Origin of the sequence: Streptomyces jumonjinensis, assembly GCF_009600885.1 — a bacterium.
GTDB lineage: Bacteria > Actinomycetota > Actinomycetes > Streptomycetales > Streptomycetaceae > Streptomyces > Streptomyces jumonjinensis.
This window is the reverse complement of record NZ_VCLA01000027.1, coordinates 21,525-40,637: the sequence shown is the minus strand read 5'-3', so window position 1 is coordinate 40,637 and position 19,113 is coordinate 21,525. Positions and strand designations below refer to the sequence as shown.

General features: G+C 70.3%; 22 protein-coding genes, 1 tRNA gene and 2 riboswitches. Of the genes, 18 read left to right on the top strand and 5 right to left on the bottom strand.

The window, feature by feature from the left end; genetic code table 11:
- Window positions 1-32: 32 nt before the first annotated feature.
- From FF041_RS04010 to FF041_RS03980, 8 genes are all read left to right on the top strand, one after another.
- Window positions 33-455, top strand: a complete 423-nt coding sequence (locus FF041_RS04010) for a Mov34/MPN/PAD-1 family protein (protein ID WP_153521041.1) — start codon at window positions 33-35, stop codon at window positions 453-455.
- Between the two features lie 3 nt (window positions 456-458).
- Window positions 459-605: riboswitch (cobalamin riboswitch) on the top strand.
- 44 nt (window positions 606-649) lie between these two features.
- Window positions 650-1,630 carry an ABC transporter substrate-binding protein gene (locus tag FF041_RS04005; protein ID WP_153521040.1) on the top strand — a complete coding sequence of 327 codons (981 nt, stop codon included), beginning with the start codon at window positions 650-652 and terminating at the stop codon, window positions 1,628-1,630.
- A gap of 5 nt (window positions 1,631-1,635) precedes the next feature.
- Window positions 1,636-2,652 carry a FecCD family ABC transporter permease gene (locus FF041_RS04000; RefSeq protein ID WP_153485052.1) on the top strand — a complete coding sequence of 339 codons (1,017 nt, stop codon included), beginning with the start codon at window positions 1,636-1,638 and terminating at the stop codon, window positions 2,650-2,652.
- A 97-nt stretch (window positions 2,653-2,749) separates the two neighbouring features.
- Window positions 2,750-3,544: an ABC transporter ATP-binding protein gene (locus FF041_RS03995; protein WP_323391153.1), complete on the top strand. Its 795-nt coding sequence runs from the start codon at window positions 2,750-2,752 to the stop codon at window positions 3,542-3,544.
- A gap of 61 nt (window positions 3,545-3,605) precedes the next feature.
- Entirely contained in the window at window positions 3,606-3,716 is a 111-nt protein-coding gene (locus tag FF041_RS40265; protein ID WP_323371951.1) for a putative leader peptide, read from the top strand.
- A gap of 118 nt (window positions 3,717-3,834) precedes the next feature.
- Window positions 3,835-4,113: a MoaD/ThiS family protein gene (locus tag FF041_RS03990; RefSeq protein ID WP_153485054.1), complete on the top strand. Its 279-nt coding sequence runs from the start codon at window positions 3,835-3,837 to the stop codon at window positions 4,111-4,113.
- A 5-nt stretch (window positions 4,114-4,118) separates the two neighbouring features.
- Window positions 4,119-5,069 (top strand): PLP-dependent cysteine synthase family protein, encoded by a 951-nt coding sequence (locus FF041_RS03985; RefSeq protein WP_153485055.1) that lies wholly within the window; start codon window positions 4,119-4,121, stop codon window positions 5,067-5,069.
- Between the two features lie 409 nt (window positions 5,070-5,478).
- Window positions 5,479-6,231 (top strand): MBL fold metallo-hydrolase, encoded by a 753-nt coding sequence (locus FF041_RS03980; RefSeq protein ID WP_153521039.1) that lies wholly within the window; start codon window positions 5,479-5,481, stop codon window positions 6,229-6,231.
- Window positions 6,232-6,301: 70 nt separating this feature from the next.
- Here FF041_RS03980 and FF041_RS03975 read toward each other — a convergent pair whose 3' ends face one another.
- Together FF041_RS03975 and FF041_RS03970 are read right to left on the bottom strand one after the other, a co-directional pair.
- On the bottom strand, window positions 6,302-7,564 hold the full coding sequence (locus tag FF041_RS03975; protein WP_153485058.1) for a PTS transporter subunit EIIC: 1,263 nt from the start codon (window positions 7,562-7,564) through the stop codon (window positions 6,302-6,304).
- Window positions 7,565-7,807: 243 nt separating this feature from the next.
- Window positions 7,808-9,103, bottom strand: coding sequence for a PTS transporter subunit EIIC (locus FF041_RS03970; RefSeq protein ID WP_153521052.1), 1,296 nt, complete (start codon window positions 9,101-9,103; stop codon window positions 7,808-7,810).
- Between the two features lie 196 nt (window positions 9,104-9,299).
- Between FF041_RS03970 and FF041_RS03965 the strand changes: the two genes are divergently transcribed.
- From FF041_RS03965 to rdgB, 4 genes are all read left to right on the top strand, one after another.
- Complete coding sequence (locus tag FF041_RS03965; RefSeq protein ID WP_323371956.1) at window positions 9,300-9,566, top strand: PTS glucose/sucrose transporter subunit IIB; 267 nt, start codon at window positions 9,300-9,302, stop codon at window positions 9,564-9,566.
- Window positions 9,567-9,726: 160 nt separating this feature from the next.
- Entirely contained in the window at window positions 9,727-10,467 is a 741-nt protein-coding gene (gene rph / locus FF041_RS03960) for a ribonuclease PH (protein ID WP_153521038.1), read from the top strand.
- 93 nt (window positions 10,468-10,560) lie between these two features.
- The gene (locus FF041_RS03955) at window positions 10,561-10,944 is read left to right on the top strand and encodes a hypothetical protein (protein ID WP_153485063.1); all 384 of its coding nucleotides are present in this window, start codon (window positions 10,561-10,563) and stop codon (window positions 10,942-10,944) included.
- A gap of 56 nt (window positions 10,945-11,000) precedes the next feature.
- A complete protein-coding gene (gene rdgB / locus FF041_RS03950) occupies window positions 11,001-11,603 on the top strand; it encodes an RdgB/HAM1 family non-canonical purine NTP pyrophosphatase (RefSeq protein ID WP_153521037.1) in 603 nt (200 codons plus the stop codon).
- Window positions 11,604-11,672: 69 nt separating this feature from the next.
- On the opposite strand, the gene FF041_RS03945 is transcribed toward rdgB, so the two are convergent.
- Window positions 11,673-11,759 (bottom strand) — tRNA-Leu (locus FF041_RS03945).
- Between the two features lie 109 nt (window positions 11,760-11,868).
- Window positions 11,869-12,336: a thioredoxin-dependent thiol peroxidase gene (gene bcp, locus FF041_RS03940; protein ID WP_153485066.1), complete on the bottom strand. Its 468-nt coding sequence runs from the start codon at window positions 12,334-12,336 to the stop codon at window positions 11,869-11,871.
- Between the two features lie 157 nt (window positions 12,337-12,493).
- On the opposite strand from bcp, the gene FF041_RS03935 reads away from it, so the two are divergent.
- The 3 genes from FF041_RS03935 (at window position 12,494) to FF041_RS03925 (ending at window position 13,749) form a co-directional block, all read left to right on the top strand.
- Window positions 12,494-12,814: a DUF3618 domain-containing protein gene (locus FF041_RS03935; RefSeq protein ID WP_323391148.1), complete on the top strand. Its 321-nt coding sequence runs from the start codon at window positions 12,494-12,496 to the stop codon at window positions 12,812-12,814.
- Between the two features lie 109 nt (window positions 12,815-12,923).
- Window positions 12,924-13,280, top strand: coding sequence for a GroES family chaperonin (locus FF041_RS03930; protein ID WP_323371953.1), 357 nt, complete (start codon window positions 12,924-12,926; stop codon window positions 13,278-13,280).
- Window positions 13,281-13,331: 51 nt separating this feature from the next.
- Window positions 13,332-13,396: riboswitch (guanidine-III (ykkC-III) riboswitch) on the top strand.
- A gap of 32 nt (window positions 13,397-13,428) precedes the next feature.
- Window positions 13,429-13,749, top strand: coding sequence for a DMT family transporter (locus FF041_RS03925; RefSeq protein WP_153485068.1), 321 nt, complete (start codon window positions 13,429-13,431; stop codon window positions 13,747-13,749).
- Window positions 13,750-13,839: 90 nt separating this feature from the next.
- On the opposite strand, the gene FF041_RS03920 is transcribed toward FF041_RS03925, so the two are convergent.
- A complete protein-coding gene (locus tag FF041_RS03920) occupies window positions 13,840-16,260 on the bottom strand; it encodes a transglycosylase domain-containing protein (RefSeq protein WP_153521036.1) in 2,421 nt (806 codons plus the stop codon).
- Between the two features lie 120 nt (window positions 16,261-16,380).
- Here FF041_RS03920 and FF041_RS03915 point away from each other — a divergent pair, with 120 nt between their 5' ends.
- The 3 genes from FF041_RS03915 to FF041_RS03905 all read left to right on the top strand — a co-directional run bounded on the left by FF041_RS03915 (window position 16,381) and on the right by FF041_RS03905 (window position 19,101).
- Window positions 16,381-17,181 (top strand): ABC transporter permease, encoded by an 801-nt coding sequence (locus tag FF041_RS03915; RefSeq protein WP_323391145.1) that lies wholly within the window; start codon window positions 16,381-16,383, stop codon window positions 17,179-17,181.
- Between the two features lie 154 nt (window positions 17,182-17,335).
- The gene (locus FF041_RS03910; RefSeq protein ID WP_153521050.1) at window positions 17,336-18,139 is read left to right on the top strand and encodes an ABC transporter permease; all 804 of its coding nucleotides are present in this window, start codon (window positions 17,336-17,338) and stop codon (window positions 18,137-18,139) included.
- Window positions 18,140-18,141: 2 nt separating this feature from the next.
- Entirely contained in the window at window positions 18,142-19,101 is a 960-nt protein-coding gene (locus FF041_RS03905) for an ABC transporter ATP-binding protein (protein ID WP_153521035.1), read from the top strand.
- Window positions 19,102-19,113: the final 12 nt, after the last annotated feature.

The following is a 19,113-nucleotide window of genomic DNA, read 5'->3' as shown; positions in this document are numbered from 1 at the left end:
ACCCGTTCGGCCCTCTGCTTATGCTGATCGGCATGCTGACTCTGACGCAGGCTCTCTTCGACCAGATCGTGGCCCACGCCCGCGCCGACCACCCCGACGAGGCATGCGGAATGGTCGCCGGCCCCGAGGGAACCGGCCGCCCCGAGCGCTTCATCCCCATGCTGAACGCCGCCCGCTCGCCCACGTTCTACGAGTTCGACTCCGGGGATCTGCTCAAGCTCTACCGCGAACTGGACGACAACGACGAAGAGCCGGTGATCATCTACCACTCGCACACCGCGACCGAGGCATACCCCTCCCGTACCGACATCTCCTACGCCAACGAGCCCGGCGCGCACTATGTGCTGGTCTCCACCGCGGACACGGACGGCGCGGGCCCCTTCCAGTTCCGCTCCTTCCGCATCGTGGACGGCGAGGTCAGCGAGGAAGAGGTCAAGATCGTGGATGCATACTGAACCCTGACCGGGCTCTGGCCCGGCGCTGTCTGAAAATGGGGCGGCGGACTCAGGAAGCCGGTGCTGAATCCGGCGCGGTCCCGCCACTGTGACCGAGCTCCGCCCAGCGGTGCTCGCCAGCCAGGAACTGACCTGCCGCCCTTCTCCCACCACCCAGGGGACGTGGAAATCCCCGGAGGAGGCCGTACCCCGCCATGCCCAGGCGCCGTTCCACCCACCGTGCTCTCATAGCCGCCGCCCTGCTCCTTCCGCTCGCCGGCTGCGGCACGGACGCCGACCCCTCCGGGAAGCCGGCCGCCGCCCTCCCCGGCGCGTCCTTCCCGTACACCGTCGACAACTGCGGGGTGAAGACCACCTACCAGAGGCCCCCCGAGCGGGCCGTCACCATGAACCAGCACGTCACCGAGATCATGCTGGCGCTCGGCCTGGAGAAGTCCCTGGTCGGCACCGCCTACCTCGATGACCGGGTGCTGCCGCGCTACCAGAAGGCGTACGACACCGTCCCCGTCGTCGCCAAGGAGTACCCCTCCCGGGAGAAGCTCCTCGCGGCTGACCCCGACTTCGTCTACGGCGGTTACGCCTCCGCCTTCGACGCCAAGGACGGACGCACCCGCGCCGAGCTGAAGAAGTCGGGCATCGACACCCGGCTCAACAGGGAGAACTGCACCAAGGGCCGGACCACCCTGGACGACGTGTACCGCGAGATCGAGGAGACCGGCCGCACCTTCGGCGTCGGCGACCGCGCGGAGAAGTGGATCGCGAAGGCCCGTACCCGGGTCGCGGAGACCGAGCGCGAGCTGAAGGGCCGCGCGCCCCGGTCCGTCTTCGTCTACGACAGCGGCGACAAGACCGCGTTCACCGTGGGCGGCCGGGGCATCGGCAATGAGCTGATCACCCGGGCCGGCGGGCGCAATGTCTTCGCCGACGTCGACAAGGCGTTCGGCGACGCCACCTGGGAACAGGTCGTCGCCCGCGACCCGGAGGTCGTCGTCATCCTCGACTACGGCGCCACCAGCGTCGAACAGAAGAAGCGGCGCCTGCTGAACGACCCCGTGCTGCGCGATGTGCCCGCGATCAAGAACAAGCGGTTCGCGGTGCTGCCGCTCTCCGAGATGGTCGTCGGAGTGCGCGCGCCCGACGCCGTCGCGAAGCTCGCCCCGCAGCTCGCCCAGTGACCCTGATGCGCTCACGTCTGCGGTACGGAGCCGTGGTCACCGCCCTGCTGGCCGCCCTGGCGGCGGCGGTGATCGCGGCGCTGGGCCTCGGCTCCGTCGCCATCCCGCCGGGGCAGGTGGTCGACGCCCTCCTCCCCGGCGCGGAACCCAGCCCCTTCCGGACGATCATCGTGGACGTACGGCTGCCCCGGGTGATCCTCGGGGCGGCGGTCGGCGCGGGCCTCGCCGTCGTCGGCGCCGTCCTCCAGTCCCTGGTACGGAACCGGCTCGCCGACCCCTTCCTGCTCGGGATCTCCTCCGGAGCCTCCACCGGCGCGGTCCTCGTCCTCACCCTCGGCATCGGCGCCACCACCGCCGTCGCCATGCCCGCCGGAGCGTTCGCCGGGGCCCTGGGCGCGCTGGTCCTCGTCTACGCGCTGGCCCGGCGCGGCGGCGCCATGACCGGGGCGCGACTGGTGCTCGCGGGGGTCACCGTCTCGTACATCCTCACCGCGCTCACCACCCTCGTCCTGGTCTCCTCCGCCCGGCCCGAGCACTTCCGCGAAGCCCTCTACTGGTCGCTCGGCGGACTCGGCAGCGCCCGCTGGGACAGCGTCTGGCTGCCCGCCGCGGTCGTCTGCGCCGCCGGGCCCCTGCTCTTCGCCCTCGCCCGGCCGCTCGATCTGCTGCTGGTCGGCGAGGAGGACGCCACCGTCCTCGGACTGGACGTCGCCCGCTTCCGCGCCGCCGTCTTCGTCCTGGTCTCGCTGATCACCGCCGTGCTCGTCGCCGCCAGCGGCGCGGTCGGCTTCATCGGGCTGATGGTGCCGCACGCCGCCCGGCTGCTGGTCGGGGCCACCCACCGGGCCCTGCTGCCGGTCGCCGCGCTCGGCGGCGCGCTCGCCCTGATCGTCGCCGACCTCGCCGCCCGAACCCTCGCCGCGCCCCAGGACATCCCGGTCGGCGTGCTCACCGCGCTGATCGGCGGACCCCTCTTCCTCTGGCTGATGCGCGCCCGCACCGAACGAGGAGCCGCGCTGTGAGCACTGATGGAGGCGCCCGCGCCGTGAGCGCCGGAGGAGAAGCCGCTGTGAGCACCGAACGAGGAGCCGCCGTGAGCACCGAACGAGGAGCCGCGCTGTGAGCGCCTTTCTCACCCTGGACGGCGTCGGCTACGAGACCGGCGGCCGGACCCTCCTGCACGGCGTCGCACTGGAGGCCCGGCCCGGGGAGACGGTCGGCCTGGTCGGCCCCAACGGCAGCGGCAAGACCACCCTGCTGCGCTGCGTCTACGGCGCGCTGCGGCCCACCGCCGGAAGCCTGCGCCTCGACGGCGGCGATCTGCTCGCGCTGGGACCCAAGGCCCGCGCCCGCCGGGTGGCGAGCGTCCCCCAGGACAACCCCGGTGAATTCGAGCTGACCGTACGCGAGATCGTCGCCATGGGGCGGGCCCCGCACAAACGGTTCTGGGAGCCCGACACCGCGCAGGACGCCTCCGCCGTCGACGCGGCGCTCGCCCGGCTCGGCATCGCCGACCTGGCCGAACGGGCCTTCCCCTCGCTCTCCGGCGGCGAACGCCAGCGCGCCCTGGTCGCCCGCGCCCTGGTGCAGCGGCCCTCGCTGCTGATACTCGACGAGCCCACCAACCATCTCGACATCCGGTACCAGCTGGAGATCCTCGGCCTGATCCGCGACCTCGACACCACCGGACTGCTCGCGCTGCACGATCTCAACCTCGCCGCCTACTACTGCGACCGGCTCTATGTGCTGAAGGCGGGACGGGTGGCGGCGTCCGGCACGCCCAAGGAGGTGCTGACCCCCGAACTGCTCGCGGAGATCTATGGGGTCGACGCCGAGATCGCGGTCCATCCGGCGACCGGAGCTCCCGTCATCACCTATCTCCCGGCCGGCAGCGGTTCTCGCATAGTGAGCTGATGTAGTCCGGGATGCGAGAAGGTATTCCGGAATCCGGACCGGGAATCGATACGATGACCGCATGGTTCTCCACGACATGAGCGATAAGACGCAGGGCGGCGCCGTGCTGCTCGTCGCGCGGCTCCATGTCGACCTGTGCCGCCTCGCCAGCGCGATGTGTCGCCGAGCCTGAGAGCTCACCCGGTGCACGACCCCGGTCGCGCGGGGCATGAGCCGCGCGACCGCCGCTTTCCGAGCCGTCCGAGCCCCTGGGCTCGCGCCCCTACGTCCTGACGACTGGAGTCCACGCCATGGCCATCGAGGTCCGCATTCCGACCATCCTCCGCCCCCACACCGCCGGTGAGAAGGCCGTGCAGGGCAGCGGGGACACGCTCGCCGAGCTCCTCGACGACCTGGAGACCCGGTACCCGGGCATCAAGGACCGCATCGTGGACGGAGCGGAGCTCCGCCGCTTTGTGAACGTCTACCTCAACGACGAGGACGTCCGCTTCCTGGACGGCATCTCCACCAAGCTGTCCGACGGCGACAGCGTCACCATCCTTCCGGCGGTCGCCGGCGGAATGCGCTGATCCGGATGCGTTACGACTCCCCGCTCGCCGCGGTCGGCAACACCCCGCTGGTCCGGCTGCCCCGGCTCTCCCCCTCGGACTCCGTCCGTATCTGGGCCAAGCTGGAGGACCGCAACCCGACCGGCTCGGTCAAGGACCGCCCGGCGCTCCATATGATCGAGCAGGCGGAGAAGGACGGCCGGCTGACGCCCGGCTGCACCATCCTGGAGCCGACCTCCGGGAACACCGGCATCTCCCTGGCGATGGCGGCGAAGCTCAAGGGCTACCGCATCGTCTGCGTGATGCCGGAGAACACCAGCGAGGAGCGCAGGCAACTGCTCGCGATGTGGGGCGCGGAGATCATCTCCTCGCCCGCCGCGGGCGGTTCCAACACCGCGGTGCGGGTCGCGAAGGAGCTCGCGGCCGAGAACCCGGCGTGGGTGATGCTCTACCAGTACGGCAACCCGGACAACGCGGGCGCGCACTACGCCACCACCGGCCCCGAGATCCTGGCCGACCTCCCGTCGATCACCCACTTCGTGGCGGGCCTCGGCACCACGGGCACGCTGATGGGGGTGGGCCGCTATCTCCGCGAGCACATCCCCGGAATCAGCATCGTGGCGGCGGAGCCGCGCTACGACGATCTGGTGTACGGGCTGCGCAATCTGGACGAGGGCTTTGTGCCGGAGCTGTACGACGCCTCGGTGCTGACCACCCGGTTCTCGGTGGGGTCGGCGGACGCGGTGGCCCGGACCAGGGAACTGCTCCAGCAGGAGGGCATCTTCGCGGGGGTGTCGACGGGAGCGGCGCTGCACGCGGCGATCGGTGTGGGGAAGAAGGCGGTGAAGGCCGGAGAGACGGCGGACATCGTCTTCATGGTGGCGGACGGCGGCTGGAAGTATCTGTCGACCGGCGTCTATACGGCCCCGACGACGGAGGCGGCCATCGAGGCCCTCCAGGGCCAGCTCTGGGCTTAGCGCCCTTCACGGCCGGTTGACCCGATCCGTCCCGGCCGGACCCTCTCCGCCGATCGGCGACAGCCGGTAGCCCGTAGCCGGCCGCTGATCGCTTATCACGGACCGCTTATCACGGACCGCTGATCGCGGACCGCTGATCCGCCCGGGAAGCCCGTCGCCGTTCGCGCGCGGGCCCCGGGCGGCGTACTTCTCTGCCGGCCGGGCCGCAGGCGGCGGAACCCGCCCCCCGGCGCGCGCTCCCCGGTACAGGCCCCCTGCGCGCCCTCCGATTCAGTGACAGCGCAGGTGAGTTCCTTCACACCCCCCCTCCCCGGTGGAGCGGGCCCCCCTTTTGCGCTTTACGCTCAACGGACCGCACGACCCAGACCCACCCCCAGCCCTCCTCCCCGTCAACGGAGGTTCAAGCTCCATGAAGCTCACCGTCGTCGGCTGCTCGGGGTCGTTCCCGTCCGCGGAATCGGCCTGTTCGAGCTACCTGGTAGAGGCCGACGGCTTCCGGCTGCTCCTCGACATGGGCAACGGCGCCCTCGGAGAGCTGCAGCGCCATATCGGTCTCTACGACCTCGACGCCATCTTCCTCAGCCATCTGCACGCGGATCACTGCATCGACATGTGCGGGTACTTCGTCGCCCGCTACTACCGCCATGAGGGCGGTCGCTGCGACGCCATTCCCGTCTACGGGCCCGAGGGCACCGAGCAGCGACTGATCACCGCGTACGCGGACACCCCGACCCCCACCGCCATGAGCGAGGTCTTCGACTTCCACACCCTCAAGGCCGGCAGCTTCGACATCGGCCCGTTCTCCGTCCGCACCGAGCGCGTCGCCCATCCCGTCGAGGCGTACGGCATCCGGCTGGAGCACGGCGGCCGGACCCTGGCGTACTCCGGTGACACCGGAGTCTGCGAGCCGTTGCGCGAACTCGCCGACGGCGCGGATCTGTTTCTGTGCGAGGCGTCCTTCACCCATGGCAAGGAGGACATCCCCGATCTCCATCTCAACGGCCGGGAGGCCGGTCTGCTGGCCGAGCGCGCGGGGGTCGGGCGGCTGGTGCTGACCCATATCCCGCCGTGGACGGACGGACGGCGCAATCTCGACGACGCCCGCGCCGTCTACCGGGGCCCCGCCCGGATCGCCGCGGCGGGCCAGATCTACGACGTTTAGGAGTACGGCCCCGGTCGCACCGTGCACGGTGCGACCGGGGCCGAGGCGTCTCCCCGCCGGGTCCGGAGGACTACTTGGCCTCCGCCTTCAGCAGCTCGGCGAGCTCTTCATCGGACTCCCGCCCCGGTGTCGGCAGATTGAACCGGGTGATCGCGAACCGGAAGACCGCGTAGTACACCACCGCGAAGCAGAGCCCCACCAGCGCCAGCCCCCACGGCTTGGACGCGACGCCCAGATTCAGCAGGAAGTCCAGCGCGCCGGCTGAGAAGCCGAAGCCGTCCTTCATGCCGAGCGCCCAGGTCAGGGCCATGGACACACCGGTCAGCAGCGCGTGGACCGCGTACAGCACCGGCGCGATGAACATGAAGGTGAACTCGATCGGCTCGGTCACCCCGGTCACGAACGAGGTCAGCGCGAGCGACAGCATCATCCCGCCGACGACCTTGCGCCGCTCCGGCCGGGCGCAGTGCACGATCGCCAGACAGGCGGCGGGCAGCGCGAACATCATGATCGGGAAGAAGCCGGTCATGAACTGTCCGGCCGTCGGGTCGCCCGCCAGGAAGCGGGCGATGTCGCCGTTCTTGCCGTCGTACGAACCGGCCTGGAACCAGGGGAACGAGTTCAGCAGATGGTGCATGCCCACCGGGATCAGCGCGCGGTTGGCGACGCCGAAGATGCCCGCGCCCACCGCGCCGGAGCCGACGAGCCACTCGCCGAAGTTGTGCAGACCCGCGCCGAGCACCGGCCAGATGAGACCGAAGAGGATGCCGATGACCAGTCCCGCGAAGGCGGAGAGGATCGGCACCAGCCGCCGCCCGCCGAAGAAGCCGGCCCAGTCGGGCAGCTTGGTGCGGTAGAAGCGCTGATAGAGCAGCGCCACCACGATGCCCATGACCACACCGCCGAGCACCCCGGCGGAGACCGCTGCGTCCTGCATGACGATCTTGCCGTCGACGACCGCGGCGACCTTCGGCTGATTCTTGTCCGTGAACGTGCCCAGCACGTTCTCGAAGACCAGATAGCCGGTGACCGCCGCGAGCGCGGTGGAGCCGTCCGACTTCTTCGCGAAGCCGATCGCGATGCCGACGGCGAAGAGCAGCGCCATGTTCTCCAGCAGGGCGTTGCCGCCGGCGTGCATATACCCGGCGATCGAGGTGACGAAGTCCGGGAAGGACTCCCGCCCGAGCATGTCGTCATTGCCGAGCCGGACCAGGAGGGCGGCGGCCGGCAGCACCGCGACCGGCAGCATCAGACTGCGGCCGACGCGCTGCATGACGGCCATCGCCCGCGCGCCCTTCTTCTGAGCCGCGGGGGCGGCGCTGACCGTGGACATCGGAATCCTCCAGGAGAGCAAGGCGCCGCCGAGGGGGGAAGAACAGGGGGGAGTGCGGCGTCTCAGGGGGGAGCGCGGCAGCGCTGCGTGGTCTACACCACTAAGTGGTGTAGACCTTTGTAACATGTGAGGGATGGATAAGGAACCTGCGAATAGGGGTGAGATACGCAGGGGTGTTGTGAATTCCGTCGCGCCGGGCCCGGCACATCATTCCAGGCCGGACGGCATACGATCGGCAGCCGCCTACTTGATGTTGTCCCGCTCCAGCTGATCGCCGATCTCCTCGGGCTCCCGCCCGGGTACCGGAAGATTGAACTTGATGATCGCGAACCGGAAGATCGCGTAATACACCGCGGCGAAACAGAGCCCGATCGGAATGATCAGCCAGGGCTTTGTCGCCAGCCCCCAGTTGATCACATAGTCGATCAGTCCGGCCGAGAAGCTGAAACCGTCCTTCACGCCCAGCGCCCAGGTCACCGCCATGGATACACCGGTGAGCACCGCGTGAATCGCATAGAGCGCGGGCGCGACGAAGAGGAACGAATACTCGATCGGCTCGGTGATCCCGGTGACGAACGAGGTCAGACCGACCGACAGCATCATGCCGCCCACCTCCTTGCGCCGGTGCGGCCTCGCGCTGTGGGCGATCGCCAGCGCCACGGCGGGCAGCGCGAACATCATGATCGGGAAGAAGCCCGTGGTGAACTGCCCCGCATCGGGGTCGCCCGCCAGGAACATCGTGATGTCGCCGTGCACCACCTTGCCGCTCGGCTCGGTGTAACTGCCGAGCTGGAACCAGATCGGCACATTGAGAAACTGATGCAGACCGATGACGAGCAGTGCCCGATTGGTGACCCCGAAGATTCCAGAACCCCATGCGCCCAGGCTCACCAGCCAGTCGCTGAAACTCTCCAGCCCCCGTCCGATGGGCGGCCAGACCCAGAGGGAGATCACCGCGAACGCGATCGCGACAAAGGACATGATGATCGGGACCAGCCGGCGGCCATTGAAGAAGCCCAGCCAGTCGACCAGCCTGGTGCGGTGGTAGCGCTGCCAGAAATAGGCGGTGAGCAGACCCATCACAATGCCGCCGAACACACCGGGGTTCTGATAGACGAAGGACTCGACCGATCCGTTCGGAGCCTGACAGCCCGTCGCCGCGGCCTTCGCACCGCCCACGCATTCCTCGGGGAACTGCTGAAGCACGTTGTAGTAGACGAGAAATCCCGCGACCGCCGCCAGCGCCGTCGAGCCGTCGGACTTCTTCGCCATGCCGATGGCCACGCCGACGCAGAACAGCAGCGGCAGCCCGATGTTCGCGTCGAGGAGCGCGCCGCCCGCACCGGCCATCACCTTGGCCACATCGGTCCAGCCGAGACCCTCGTCGCCGAAGACGTCCGGCTGGCCGAGCCGGTTGAGGATGCCCGCCGCGGGGAGCACGGCGATGGGGAGCTGAAGGCTGCGCCCCATCTTCTGCAGCCCCTGGAAGATCTTGCTCCAGGGAGACGGCTGCACCGCGGCGGCACTCTCCGACGTCATCGGCATCCTTTCCGGGGCGGCCGTCCGGTTTGGGCGGATGTCGCGGACTGGTGTAGACCAGTTATGGGCCCAACCGGGAACGCTGGTGATGGCCATCATTCGGGAGATGACGGTTACTCGCCCGTGAAGATGGGCCAACCGTGCGTTACCGTGACAAAGCGCACCGGTGGTGGGCCGACGCAGCGCTGAGCGCCCGGTGCGGGCGCCGCTCGAAACTCAGGGAGAAGACATGGCCACCAAGGCTGAGAAGATCGTCGCCGGGCTCGGCGGAATCGACAACATCGTGGAGATCGAGGGCTGCATCACCCGCCTTCGCACCGAGGTCGAGAACCCCGCGGCGGTCGACGAGGCCGCGCTCAAGGCCGCGGGCGCGCACGGCGTCGTCAAGATGGGCACCGCGATCCAGGTCGTCATCGGCACGGACGCCGACCCGATCGCCAATGAGATCGAAGACATGATGTGACCGGCCGATCCATCTGATCCAGCCGGTCCGGGCCGTTCCCGGGGGCCGCGTTCCCGAGGGGCCCGTTCCCGAGGGTCCCCATTCCCGGAGGACCGCTTTCCCGAAGGGCCCCGTTCCCGCCGGAACGGGGCCCTTCCGCCCAGCCGATAGGCTCAGGGCCATGTCTCGAATCGACGGCCGCACCCCCGAACAGCTCCGCCCGGTCACCATCGAACGCGGATGGAGCAAGCACGCCGAGGGCTCCGTGCTCATCTCCTTCGGCGACACCAAGGTCTTCTGCACCGCCTCCGTCACCGAAGGAGTGCCGCGCTGGCGCAAGGGCAGCGGCGAGGGATGGGTCACCGCCGAGTACTCGATGCTGCCGCGCTCCACCAACACCCGCGGCGACCGCGAGTCCGTCCGCGGCAAGATCGGCGGACGCACCCATGAGATCAGCCGTCTCATCGGCCGCTCGCTGCGGGCCGTGATCGACTTCAAGGCGCTCGGCGAGAACACCATCGTGCTCGACTGCGACGTCCTCCAGGCCGACGGCGGCACCCGCACCGCCGCCATCACCGGCGCGTATGTCGCCCTCGCCGACGCGATCGGCTGGGCGCAGGACAAGAAGCTGGTACGCGCCGGACGCAAGCCGCTCACCGGCACCGTCGCCGCCGTCTCGGTCGGCATCGTCGACGGCGCTCCGCTCCTCGACCTCTGCTATGAGGAAGACGTACGCGCCGACACCGACATGAACGTGGTCTGCACCGGCGACGGCCGCTTCGTCGAGGTCCAGGGCACCGCCGAGGCCGAGCCCTTCGACCGCAAGGAGCTCAACGCCCTGCTCGACCTGGCCTCCGGCGGCTGCGCCGACCTCGCCGCCCTCCAGCGGGACGCCCTGGCGGCGACCCTGTCCGCCGAGTAAAGAAGCAACCAAGAACGCCGCATCCGGCGTCGTTACCGGTACGGGTGCACGGGCCGAACCGTGCACCCGGCCAGCCTTCGGGAGGACAGTCTCATGGCCCCGCGCCGCCGTATCGCCCTCGCCATCGCCACCGCCGCTCTGATCGTGCCGGTCACCGCCGGCTGCGGCGCCATCGACAAGGCCCTCGACTGCGTCCAGACAGCCGAGGCGGTCACCACGAGCGTCGGGAAGCTCACCGAGGCGGTGGCCACCGCGGCCGAGGACCCGACCCAGGTGCGGGAGGCCCTCGACTCCATCGACAAGGAGCTGAAGGACCTCGGCGACACGACGGACGACGCCGATCTGAACAAGGCCGTCGACGACCTCGAAGCCGGGATCGGCAATGTCCGCGAGTCGATCGAGGGCGGCGACCCCACGCCGGACCTCAAGCCGGTCACGGACGCCGCCGCCGAACTGGGCAAGGTCTGCAGCCCCTGACCCGCCCACCGGGGCCCACCGGCGACGCCTTGATCCATCCGCCGGATAATCGAGGCATGACCCGTATCGTCCTCGCCACTCGCAATCCCGGGAAGATCACCGAACTCCGGGCCATCCTCGCCGCCGCCGAGCTCCCGTATGAGCTCGTCGGCACGGAGGCATATCCCGAAGTCCCCGACGTCAAGGAAACCGGCGTCACCTTCGCCGAGAACGCCCTGCTCAAGGCCCATGCCCTGGCCCAGGCCACCGGTCTGCCCGCCATCGCCGACGACTCCGGCCTCTGTGTGGACGTGCTCGGCGGCGCTCCCGGGATCTTCTCCGCCCGCTGGGCCGGTGCCCATGGGAACGACCGGGCCAACCTCGATCTGCTGCTCGCCCAGCTCTCGGACATCGCCGCCGAGCACCGCGCCGCCCACTTCTTCTGCGCGGCGGCGCTGGCCCTCCCCGACGGCACGGAACGTGTGGTCGAGGGCCGTATGCCGGGCGCCCTGCGCCACGCCCCGGCCGGCGCCAACGGCTTCGGCTACGACCCGATCCTTCAGCCGGAGGGCTTCTCCCGTACGGCGGCGGAGCTGAGCGCGGCGGAGAAGAACGCGATCAGCCACCGGGGGAAGGCGTTCCGGGCGCTGATCCCGGTGATCCGGGAGCTGCTGGGCTGACGCCGCTCCCAGCCGCTCAGCCGGTGCTCCCGTACGACGAAGGGCCACTCTCCCGAGTGGCCCTTCGCATGGTGCGGCCGGTGGGACTCGAACCCACACGGGATTTCTCCCACGGCGTTCTAAGCGCCGCTTGGCTGCCAGTTACAACACGGCCGCCGGCCGCCAGCCACGGTACTCGATACGCGGCGCTCCGGGTACGGCGGTACGGCCCGCCCCGCCTCGGGCCGAAGCGGAACGGGCCGCGGAGGCCGGTGCACCGGGTCCGTCAGATGCCCAGATCCTTGATGATCTTGGCGACATGCCCGGTGGCCTTCACGTTGTACAGGGCGCGCTCCACCGTGCCGTTCTCGTCCACGACCACGGTCGACCGGATCACGCCCGTCACGGTCTTCCCGTACAGCTTCTTCTCGCCGAACGCGCCGTAGTTCTCCAGCGTCGCCTTCGACGGGTCCCCGACCAGCGTGACCTTGAGGCTCTCCTGCTCGCGGAACTTCGCCAGCTTCTCCGGCTTGTCCGGGGAGACGCCGATGACGTCATAGCCCGCGTCCGCCAGCAGCTCCAGGTTGTCCGTGAAGTCGCAGGCCTGCTTGGTGCAGCCGGGGGTGAGCGCGGCGGGGTAGAAGTACACGATGACCTTCCGGCCCCGGTACGACGCGAGCGACACCTCGTTGCCGTCGGCGTCGGGCAGGGTGAAGGCGGGGGCGGTGTCGCCGGGCTGGAGTCGCTCGCTCATGGTTCTCCTCGTCGGGGCGGGCCGGGACGATCCGCACGGGGGCACCCCGTGCGGGTGTACGTCGTCGAGCGTAATAGGGGTGCCGTGGGGTGTGTGCCCGGCCGAGCTGACAGACTGACGATGAAGAATCACCCGATACGACCACGGAGGCAGCGCGGTGTCGGACGCGAGGACCCCTGCGCAGATCGAAGCGGACATCGTCCGCAGGCGCGAGCAGCTGGCCGAGACGCTCGACGAGATCGGGGTGCGCGTGCACCCGAAGACGGTCATCGGCGATGCGAAGGCGAAGGTCGCCGAGACGGTGGACCGGACCACCGGACGGGCCTTCGCGGCGGTGCACCGCACGGTCTCGGGCGTCCGGGGGAGGTTTGTCACCGAGGATGGCGCACCCCGCCTGGACCGGGTGGTTCCGGTCGCCCTGGTGGTCGTGGGCCTGGTGGGGCTGCTCGCCGTCTCCTCGCGCAAGCAGAAGCCGTGATCCACGGCGCCCGCGCGGGCCGGCCCCCCGGCCCCGGCGAAGGTAACCGTACGGATACCGGGGACCACCCGCACACCTCTGCACCGCCCGTGGCAGGTAGGTTCGACGCGTGAGCGCCAATAGTCATGAACACAGCACCCAGCACGACAAGCTCCCCATCCGGATGCTGCACGACCGGGTGCTGGTGAGGACCGACATCCCGGAGGGCGAGCGGCGCTCCAGCGGAGGCATCGTCATTCCGGCGACGGCCGCCGTGGGCCGCCGGCTGGCCTGGGCCGGGGTGGTCGCCGTGGGCCAGAACGTACGGACCGTGGAGCCGGGCGACCGGGTGCTGTACGACCCCGAGGACCGCGCCGAGGTCGAGGTGCGGGGCGTGGCGTACGTACTGATGCGGGAGCGCGATCTGCACGCGGTCGCCGCCGATCGCTTCCAGGGCTCCGAGGACTCCACCGGCCTCTATCTCTAGGGCACGCTCCGGGGGCGGCTGGTGACCGGGCTCACCAGCTGTTCCCGTCGCTTTTTGCTACGGTGGAGACACCCCGACGAGACGCGCCGTACCGGGCTCTGCAAAGACGACGCACCCCGTTGAAGTGTCGCGTCTCGGAGGTGCCGTCATGGCCTGGGTTCTGCTGATCATCGCCGGTGTGCTGGAAGTCGGCTGGTCGATCGGAATGAAGTTCACCGATGGGTTCACCAAGCTGTGGCCCAGTGTGTTCACCGGCGCGGGCATCGTCGCCAGCATGGTCCTGCTGGCGCAGGCGACCAAGACGCTGCCGATCGGCACCGCGTACGGCGTCTGGGTCGGCATCGGCGCGGCGGGTGCCGCGATCGTCGGCATGGTCGCGCTGAACGAGCCGGTGACGGCCGCGCGGATCTTCTTCGTCTCACTGCTGCTGGTCGCGGTCGTCGGCCTGAAGGCGACGTCGGGGCACTGAGTCTGACGGGCGCGTCCGGGCCGGTCCTGGCTTCCCAGGGCCGGCCCGTCGTCCGTCTGCCTTGAAGACACCCCCCAGGCCCCGCCCCGCTCATCGGGGTCCGGTCATCGCACCCGGGTCCGGTCTCCCCGCCGGATCGGCCGGACCCGCCGGACCTGCCGGCCCCGCCTCCTCGCCCGGCCCGCCCCCGTCCCCCGCGCCGCCGTCGGAACCCCCGCCGAAGGGGGCGTCCTCGCCCGTCTCCGGCCGGCCCACCCCCTCCGTCACCGGCCCCTCGGCCTCCTGCGGCGCCTCGCCCACGGTCGGCGGCGCCTCCGGGAGGGGCGGCGGCTCCGGAGCCTTCGTCTCTCCCGGCCCGCCGCTCACGCTCGGGCCGCGGCTCGGCGCCCGGCTCGGCGCGCGGCTCGGGGAGCCGGAGCCCCGGCCCGGTTCGGACGGGCTGGAGGACGCCGTGGGCGAGCTCTCCTGCCAGGCCCCCGGCTCCAGCAGCAGTTCGAATTCCACGATCTCCCGGTCCGCCAGCGCCAGCCCCGTGAACTGCCCCCAGATCCGGGCCGGGGCCCCGCCGCCGTTGACCCGGGGCACCCCCATCGCCCCGTACAGCGACTTCTGCGTCCCGGTGTCGGGGTCCTGCCCCATGACCGCGACCACGGTCGCCAGCTCCGGCGTGTACCCGGCGAACCAGGCGGCCCGGTCCTCCTCCGCCGTCCCCGTCTTGCCCGCCGCCGGACGGCCCGCCGACTGCGCCGCCGTACCGGTGCCGCCGTCCACGACGCTCTGGAGGATCCCGGTGGTGGTGTCGGCCGCCTCCCGGCTCACCGCCTGCCGGGCGGCGCGCTTCGGCAGCCGGACCGCCACCCCGTCCTTGGTGACCTTGGTGACGAGCGTGTAGGCGCGGTGCCGGCCGTGGTCGGCGAGGGTCGCGTACGCCTCCGTCATATCGAGCACGCTCGGCGTCGCGGGGCCGAGCGCGATGGAGGGCGAGGCGCTCAGATCGGGGGTGTCCGCGGGGATGCCCAGCCCGATCGCGGTCTCCCGGACCCTGGCGGGCCCCACGTCCATGGCCATCTGCGCGTACACCGCGTTCACGGATTTGTCGGTGGCCTCGGTGACGGTGATCTGGCCGTAGGAGATCCCGTCCTCGTTCTCGGGCGCGTACGGCCTGCCGCTCCAGCCCTCCACCCTGCGCCGGTCGGTGCCGTCGTAGAGCGTTTCGGGGGTGATCCGTCTGCCGTCCTGGGTACGGGAGTGGTTCTCGACGGCGGAGGCGAAGACGAACGGCTTGAAGGCGGAGCCGACCTGATAGTCCCGGCGGGTCGCGTTGTTGACGTACTGCCGGGTGTAGTCGACGCCGCCGTACATCGCGACGACCCTCCCCGTGGCCGGGTCGATGGACGCGCCGCCCACCCGCACATTGCGGTCGGTCTTGCGCTCGCCGTCCAGCCGGGACGTCACCTGGTCGGTCACGGCCTCGGTGAAGGCATCCTGCTTGGCGCGCTCCAGGGTGGTGGTGATCCGGTAGCCGCCCGCCGCGAGGGTTTTCTCGTCGAGGATCACCGTGCCCTCCGCATCGCCGGTCAGATACTCCTCGACGGCCTGGACCACATAGCCGCGCTGCCCGGAGAGCCCGGTGGCGGACCTGGCGCGCTGGGGATCGGGAAAGGTCATGGCGGCCCGCTCGGAGGGGGTCAGCCACTTCTCCTTCACCATGCCGCCGAGGGTGTAGTTCCAGCGGGCGAGCGCCGCGTTCCGGTTCTCCGGGTGGGTGGTGACGTCGAAGGTGCTCGGGGCGTTCAGCAGGGTCGCGAGATAAGCGCCCTCGGCGGTGTCGATCTCCTCGATGTCCTTGCCGTAGTACGCCTGCGCCGCCGCCTGGACGCCGTAGGCGTTCCGGCCGAAGTAGCTGGTGTTGAGATAGCCCTGGAGGATCTCGTCCTTGCTCTGCTCACGGCTGAGCTTGATGGAGATGAAGAACTCCTTCCACTTGCGGGAGAGGGTCTGCTCCTGGCCGAGGTAGTAATTCTTGACGTACTGCTGGGTGATGGTGGAGCCGGACTGCTTGCCCTTGCCGGTGAGCGTGTTCCAGGCGGCGCGGACCATCGCCTTGGGGTCGACCGCCCGCTGGGAGTAGAAGTCTCGGTCCTCGGCGGCCAGTACCGCCTGCCGGACCGTCAGCGGGACCTGGGCGAGCGGGACGCTCTCCCGGTTGACCTCGCCGTCACGGGCGAGCAGGGTGCCGTCCTCGTACAGATAGACATTGGACTGGGCGGTGGCCGTGGCGTTGGCCGGCGGGATGTGGACCAGCGCGTAACCGGCGAGGAAACCGCCGGTCAGCAGGAGCGCGATGAGCACCAGCGCACCGAGGACCAGCCGCCAGCCGGGCACGAACCGGTGCCATCCGCGTCTCCCCTGCCCGGGGGGCCGGGCGCCGCCGGAGGGGGCGTCCGCCGCCGGAGCGGACACGGTCGCGTCCCTGGGGGGCCAGCCCTGTCCCTGTGGCTCCTCACTCATACGCACATACTGCACTTTTAGGTGCGATATCCACCGGACCTTCACCCGAAAATACCTCGCGGGCCGCTGCGCCGCCGGACTAAGCTCGGGCGCTTTGGCACCTGGGGAGGGGAGACGGACGTGCGGCTCTACGGGGTCGTGGCGGCGGGCTCGTTCCGCCGGTACGCGACCTACCGGGTGGCCACGGCGGCGGGGGTGTTCACCAACACCGTCTTCGGCTTCATCATGGCGTACACCTATACCGCCCTCTGGGACCAGCGCCCCCAGCTCGGCGGCTACGACGTCTCCCAGGCCGTCACCTATGTCTGGCTGGGCCAGGCGCTGCTGATGGCCTGCGCCATGATGGGCGGCGGTTTCGAGGACGAGCTGGTCGAACGGATCCGCTCCGGCGACATCGCCGTCGACCTCAGCCGCCCCGTCGACCTCCAGCTGTGGTGGCTGGCCGGCGACATGGGCCGGGCGTTCTTCCATCTGCTGGGCCGGGGGGTGATCCCGCTCGGGCTCGGTGCGCTCGCCTTCGATCTGGCGCTGCCGGGGGCCTCGCTGACCTGGCTCGCCTTTCTGGCGGCGGTGACGCTCGGTCTGCTGGTCAGCTTCGCGCTGCGGTTCCTGGTGGCGCTGCTGGCGTTCTGGCTGATGGACGGCGCCGGGGTGACCCAGATCAGCTGGCTGGCCGGGCTGTTCTTCTCGGGGATGCTGCTGCCGCTCAATATCTTCCCCGGGGCGCTGGGCGAGGTCGCGCGGGCGCTGCCGTGGTCGGCGCTGCTCCAGGTCCCGGCGGATGTGCTGCTCGGCAAGCACACCGGGTGGGGGCTGGCGGGGGCGTACGCCTTCCAGGCCGGCTGGGCGGTGGTGCTGCTCGGGGCGGGACGGGTGCTCCAGACGATGGCGACGCGACGGGTGGTGGTGCAGGGTGGCTGAGCCGGTCGAGGGATCTCCGGCGGTGGGTGCGGTGGGCGCGGTGGGCACCGTGGGTGCGGTGGGGGCCGTGGGCGCGGTGCCGGGGTACGACTCCGACTCCGCTTCCGCGTCCGCTCCTGCCTTCGGGCGCGGGATACGGGCCCGTGGCGGGGCCATGGCGAACGGTCTGCGCGCCTATGGGCTGATCGCCGCGATGTGGATCCGCTCCACGATGACCTACCGCGCCTCCTTCGTGATGACCGCCCTCGCCTCCTTCGCGGTGACCGCCTTCGACTTCATCGCGATTCTGCTGATGTTCTCGCATGTCGACGCGCTCGGCGGCTACACCCTCGGCGAGATCGCCTTCCTCTACGGCGCGGTCAGCACCTCCTTCGGTCTCACCGATCTCGCCATGGGCTCGATCGACCGCCTCGGCCGGCGGGTGCGCGACGGCACCCTGGACACCCTGCTGGTGCGCCCCGCCCCGGTGCTGGCCCAGATCGCGGCCGACCGGTTCGCGCTGCGCCGGCTGGGCCGGATCACCCAGGGCGGGCTGGTCCTCGGCTATGGCCTGCTGACGATCGAGGTGGACTGGTCGCCGCTGAAGGTGCTGACGGTGCCGCTGATGGTGCTGAGCGGTGCGGTGATCTTCGGGGCGGTGTTCGTCGCGGGCGCGGCCTTCCAGTTCTGGGCCCAGGACGCGGCGGAGGTGCAGAACGCGTTCACATACGGAGGCAGCACCCTGCTCCAGTATCCGCCGACGGTCTTCGCCAGGGATCTGGTGCGCGGGGTGACGTTCGTCGTGCCGCTCGCCTTCGTCAGCTGGCTGCCCGCGCTCTATGTGCTGGGGCGGCCCTATCCGCTCGATCTGCCGCAGTGGACGGCCTTCACGCCGCCCCTGGTCGCGGCCGGCTGCTGCTGGCTGGCGGGGCTGGCCTGGCGGGCGGGTCTTCGTTCGTACCGGAGCACGGGGAGTTGAGCATGGACTTGATCGAACTGGACGGGGTCGAGAAGGTCTTCGACGTACGGCGCAGGGCCGGGCTGGTGCGCCGGGAGAAGCGCCGGGTGCGGGCGGTGGACGGGATCAGCTTCCGGGTGGCGCGCGGGGAGATGGTCGGCTACATCGGCCCGAACGGCGCGGGGAAGTCGACCACCATCAAGATGCTGACCGGGATTCTCACCCCCAGCGGTGGCCGGCTGCGGGTGGCGGGCATCGACCCGGCACGGGAGCGCACCCGGCTGGCCCAGCGGATCGGGGTGGTCTTCGGCCAGCGGACGACGCTCTGGTGGGACCTTCCGCTGAAGGACTCGTACCGGCTGATGCACCGGATGTACCGCATCCCGGACGCGCGATTCCGGGAGAATCTGGACCGCTGTGTGGAGCTGCTGGATCTGGGGGAGCTGCTGGACGTCCCGGTACGGCAGCTGTCGCTGGGACAGCGGATGCGCGGTGATATCGCGGCGGCGCTGCTGCACGATCCGGAGGTGCTCTATCTGGACGAGCCGACGATCGGGCTCGATGTGGTCTCCAAGGCGAAGGTCCGCGGGTTTCTGCGCGATCTCAACGCCGAGCAGGGGACGACGGTGCTGCTGACCACGCACGATCTCCAGGACATCGAGCAGTTGTGCCGGCGGGTGATGGTGATCGACCACGGCAGGCTGATGTACGACGGCGCGCTGGCGGGGCTCCATGAGGTGGGGGAGAGCGAACGGACCCTGGTGGTGGACCTGGCGCGCGAGCTGCCGCCGGTGGTCACGGAGCTGGCCCGCACGGTGCGGGTCGAGGGCCCGCGCCAGTGGCTGGCGTTTCCCGCGTCCCAGTCGGCGGCTCCGCTGGTGGCGGCGGTGGCGGACGGGTATCCGGTGGTGGATCTGTCCGTGCGGGAGCCGGACATCGAAGCGGTGATCGCGAAGATGTACGCGGAGCGGGCGGAGCCTTAGGGTCTTCGGCTG

What these genes read in the sequence shown, in the direction of transcription:
- FF041_RS04010 (WP_153521041.1), top strand. Translation starts at nt 33, where the DNA reads ATGCTGACTCTGACGCAGGCTCTCTTCGACCAGATCGTGGCCCACGCC.
- FF041_RS04005 (WP_153521040.1), top strand. Translation starts at nt 650, where the DNA reads ATGCCCAGGCGCCGTTCCACCCACCGTGCTCTCATAGCCGCCGCCCTG.
- FF041_RS04000 (WP_153485052.1), top strand. Translation starts at nt 1,636, where the DNA reads ATGCGCTCACGTCTGCGGTACGGAGCCGTGGTCACCGCCCTGCTGGCC.
- FF041_RS40265 (WP_323371951.1), top strand. Translation starts at nt 3,606, where the DNA reads ATGGTTCTCCACGACATGAGCGATAAGACGCAGGGCGGCGCCGTGCTG.
- FF041_RS03990 (WP_153485054.1), top strand. Translation starts at nt 3,835, where the DNA reads ATGGCCATCGAGGTCCGCATTCCGACCATCCTCCGCCCCCACACCGCC.
- FF041_RS03985 (WP_153485055.1), top strand. Translation starts at nt 4,119, where the DNA reads ATGCGTTACGACTCCCCGCTCGCCGCGGTCGGCAACACCCCGCTGGTC.
- FF041_RS03980 (WP_153521039.1), top strand. Translation starts at nt 5,479, where the DNA reads ATGAAGCTCACCGTCGTCGGCTGCTCGGGGTCGTTCCCGTCCGCGGAA.
- FF041_RS03975 (WP_153485058.1), bottom strand. Translation starts at nt 7,564, where the DNA reads ATGTCCACGGTCAGCGCCGCCCCCGCGGCTCAGAAGAAGGGCGCGCGG.
- FF041_RS03970 (WP_153521052.1), bottom strand. Translation starts at nt 9,103, where the DNA reads ATGACGTCGGAGAGTGCCGCCGCGGTGCAGCCGTCTCCCTGGAGCAAG.
- rph (WP_153521038.1), top strand. Translation starts at nt 9,727, where the DNA reads ATGTCTCGAATCGACGGCCGCACCCCCGAACAGCTCCGCCCGGTCACC.
- FF041_RS03955 (WP_153485063.1), top strand. Translation starts at nt 10,561, where the DNA reads ATGGCCCCGCGCCGCCGTATCGCCCTCGCCATCGCCACCGCCGCTCTG.
- rdgB (WP_153521037.1), top strand. Translation starts at nt 11,001, where the DNA reads ATGACCCGTATCGTCCTCGCCACTCGCAATCCCGGGAAGATCACCGAA.
- bcp (WP_153485066.1), bottom strand. Translation starts at nt 12,336, where the DNA reads ATGAGCGAGCGACTCCAGCCCGGCGACACCGCCCCCGCCTTCACCCTG.
- FF041_RS03925 (WP_153485068.1), top strand. Translation starts at nt 13,429, where the DNA reads ATGGCCTGGGTTCTGCTGATCATCGCCGGTGTGCTGGAAGTCGGCTGG.
- FF041_RS03920 (WP_153521036.1), bottom strand. Translation starts at nt 16,260, where the DNA reads ATGAGTGAGGAGCCACAGGGACAGGGCTGGCCCCCCAGGGACGCGACC.
- FF041_RS03910 (WP_153521050.1), top strand. Translation starts at nt 17,336, where the DNA reads ATGGCGAACGGTCTGCGCGCCTATGGGCTGATCGCCGCGATGTGGATC.
- FF041_RS03905 (WP_153521035.1), top strand. Translation starts at nt 18,142, where the DNA reads ATGGACTTGATCGAACTGGACGGGGTCGAGAAGGTCTTCGACGTACGG.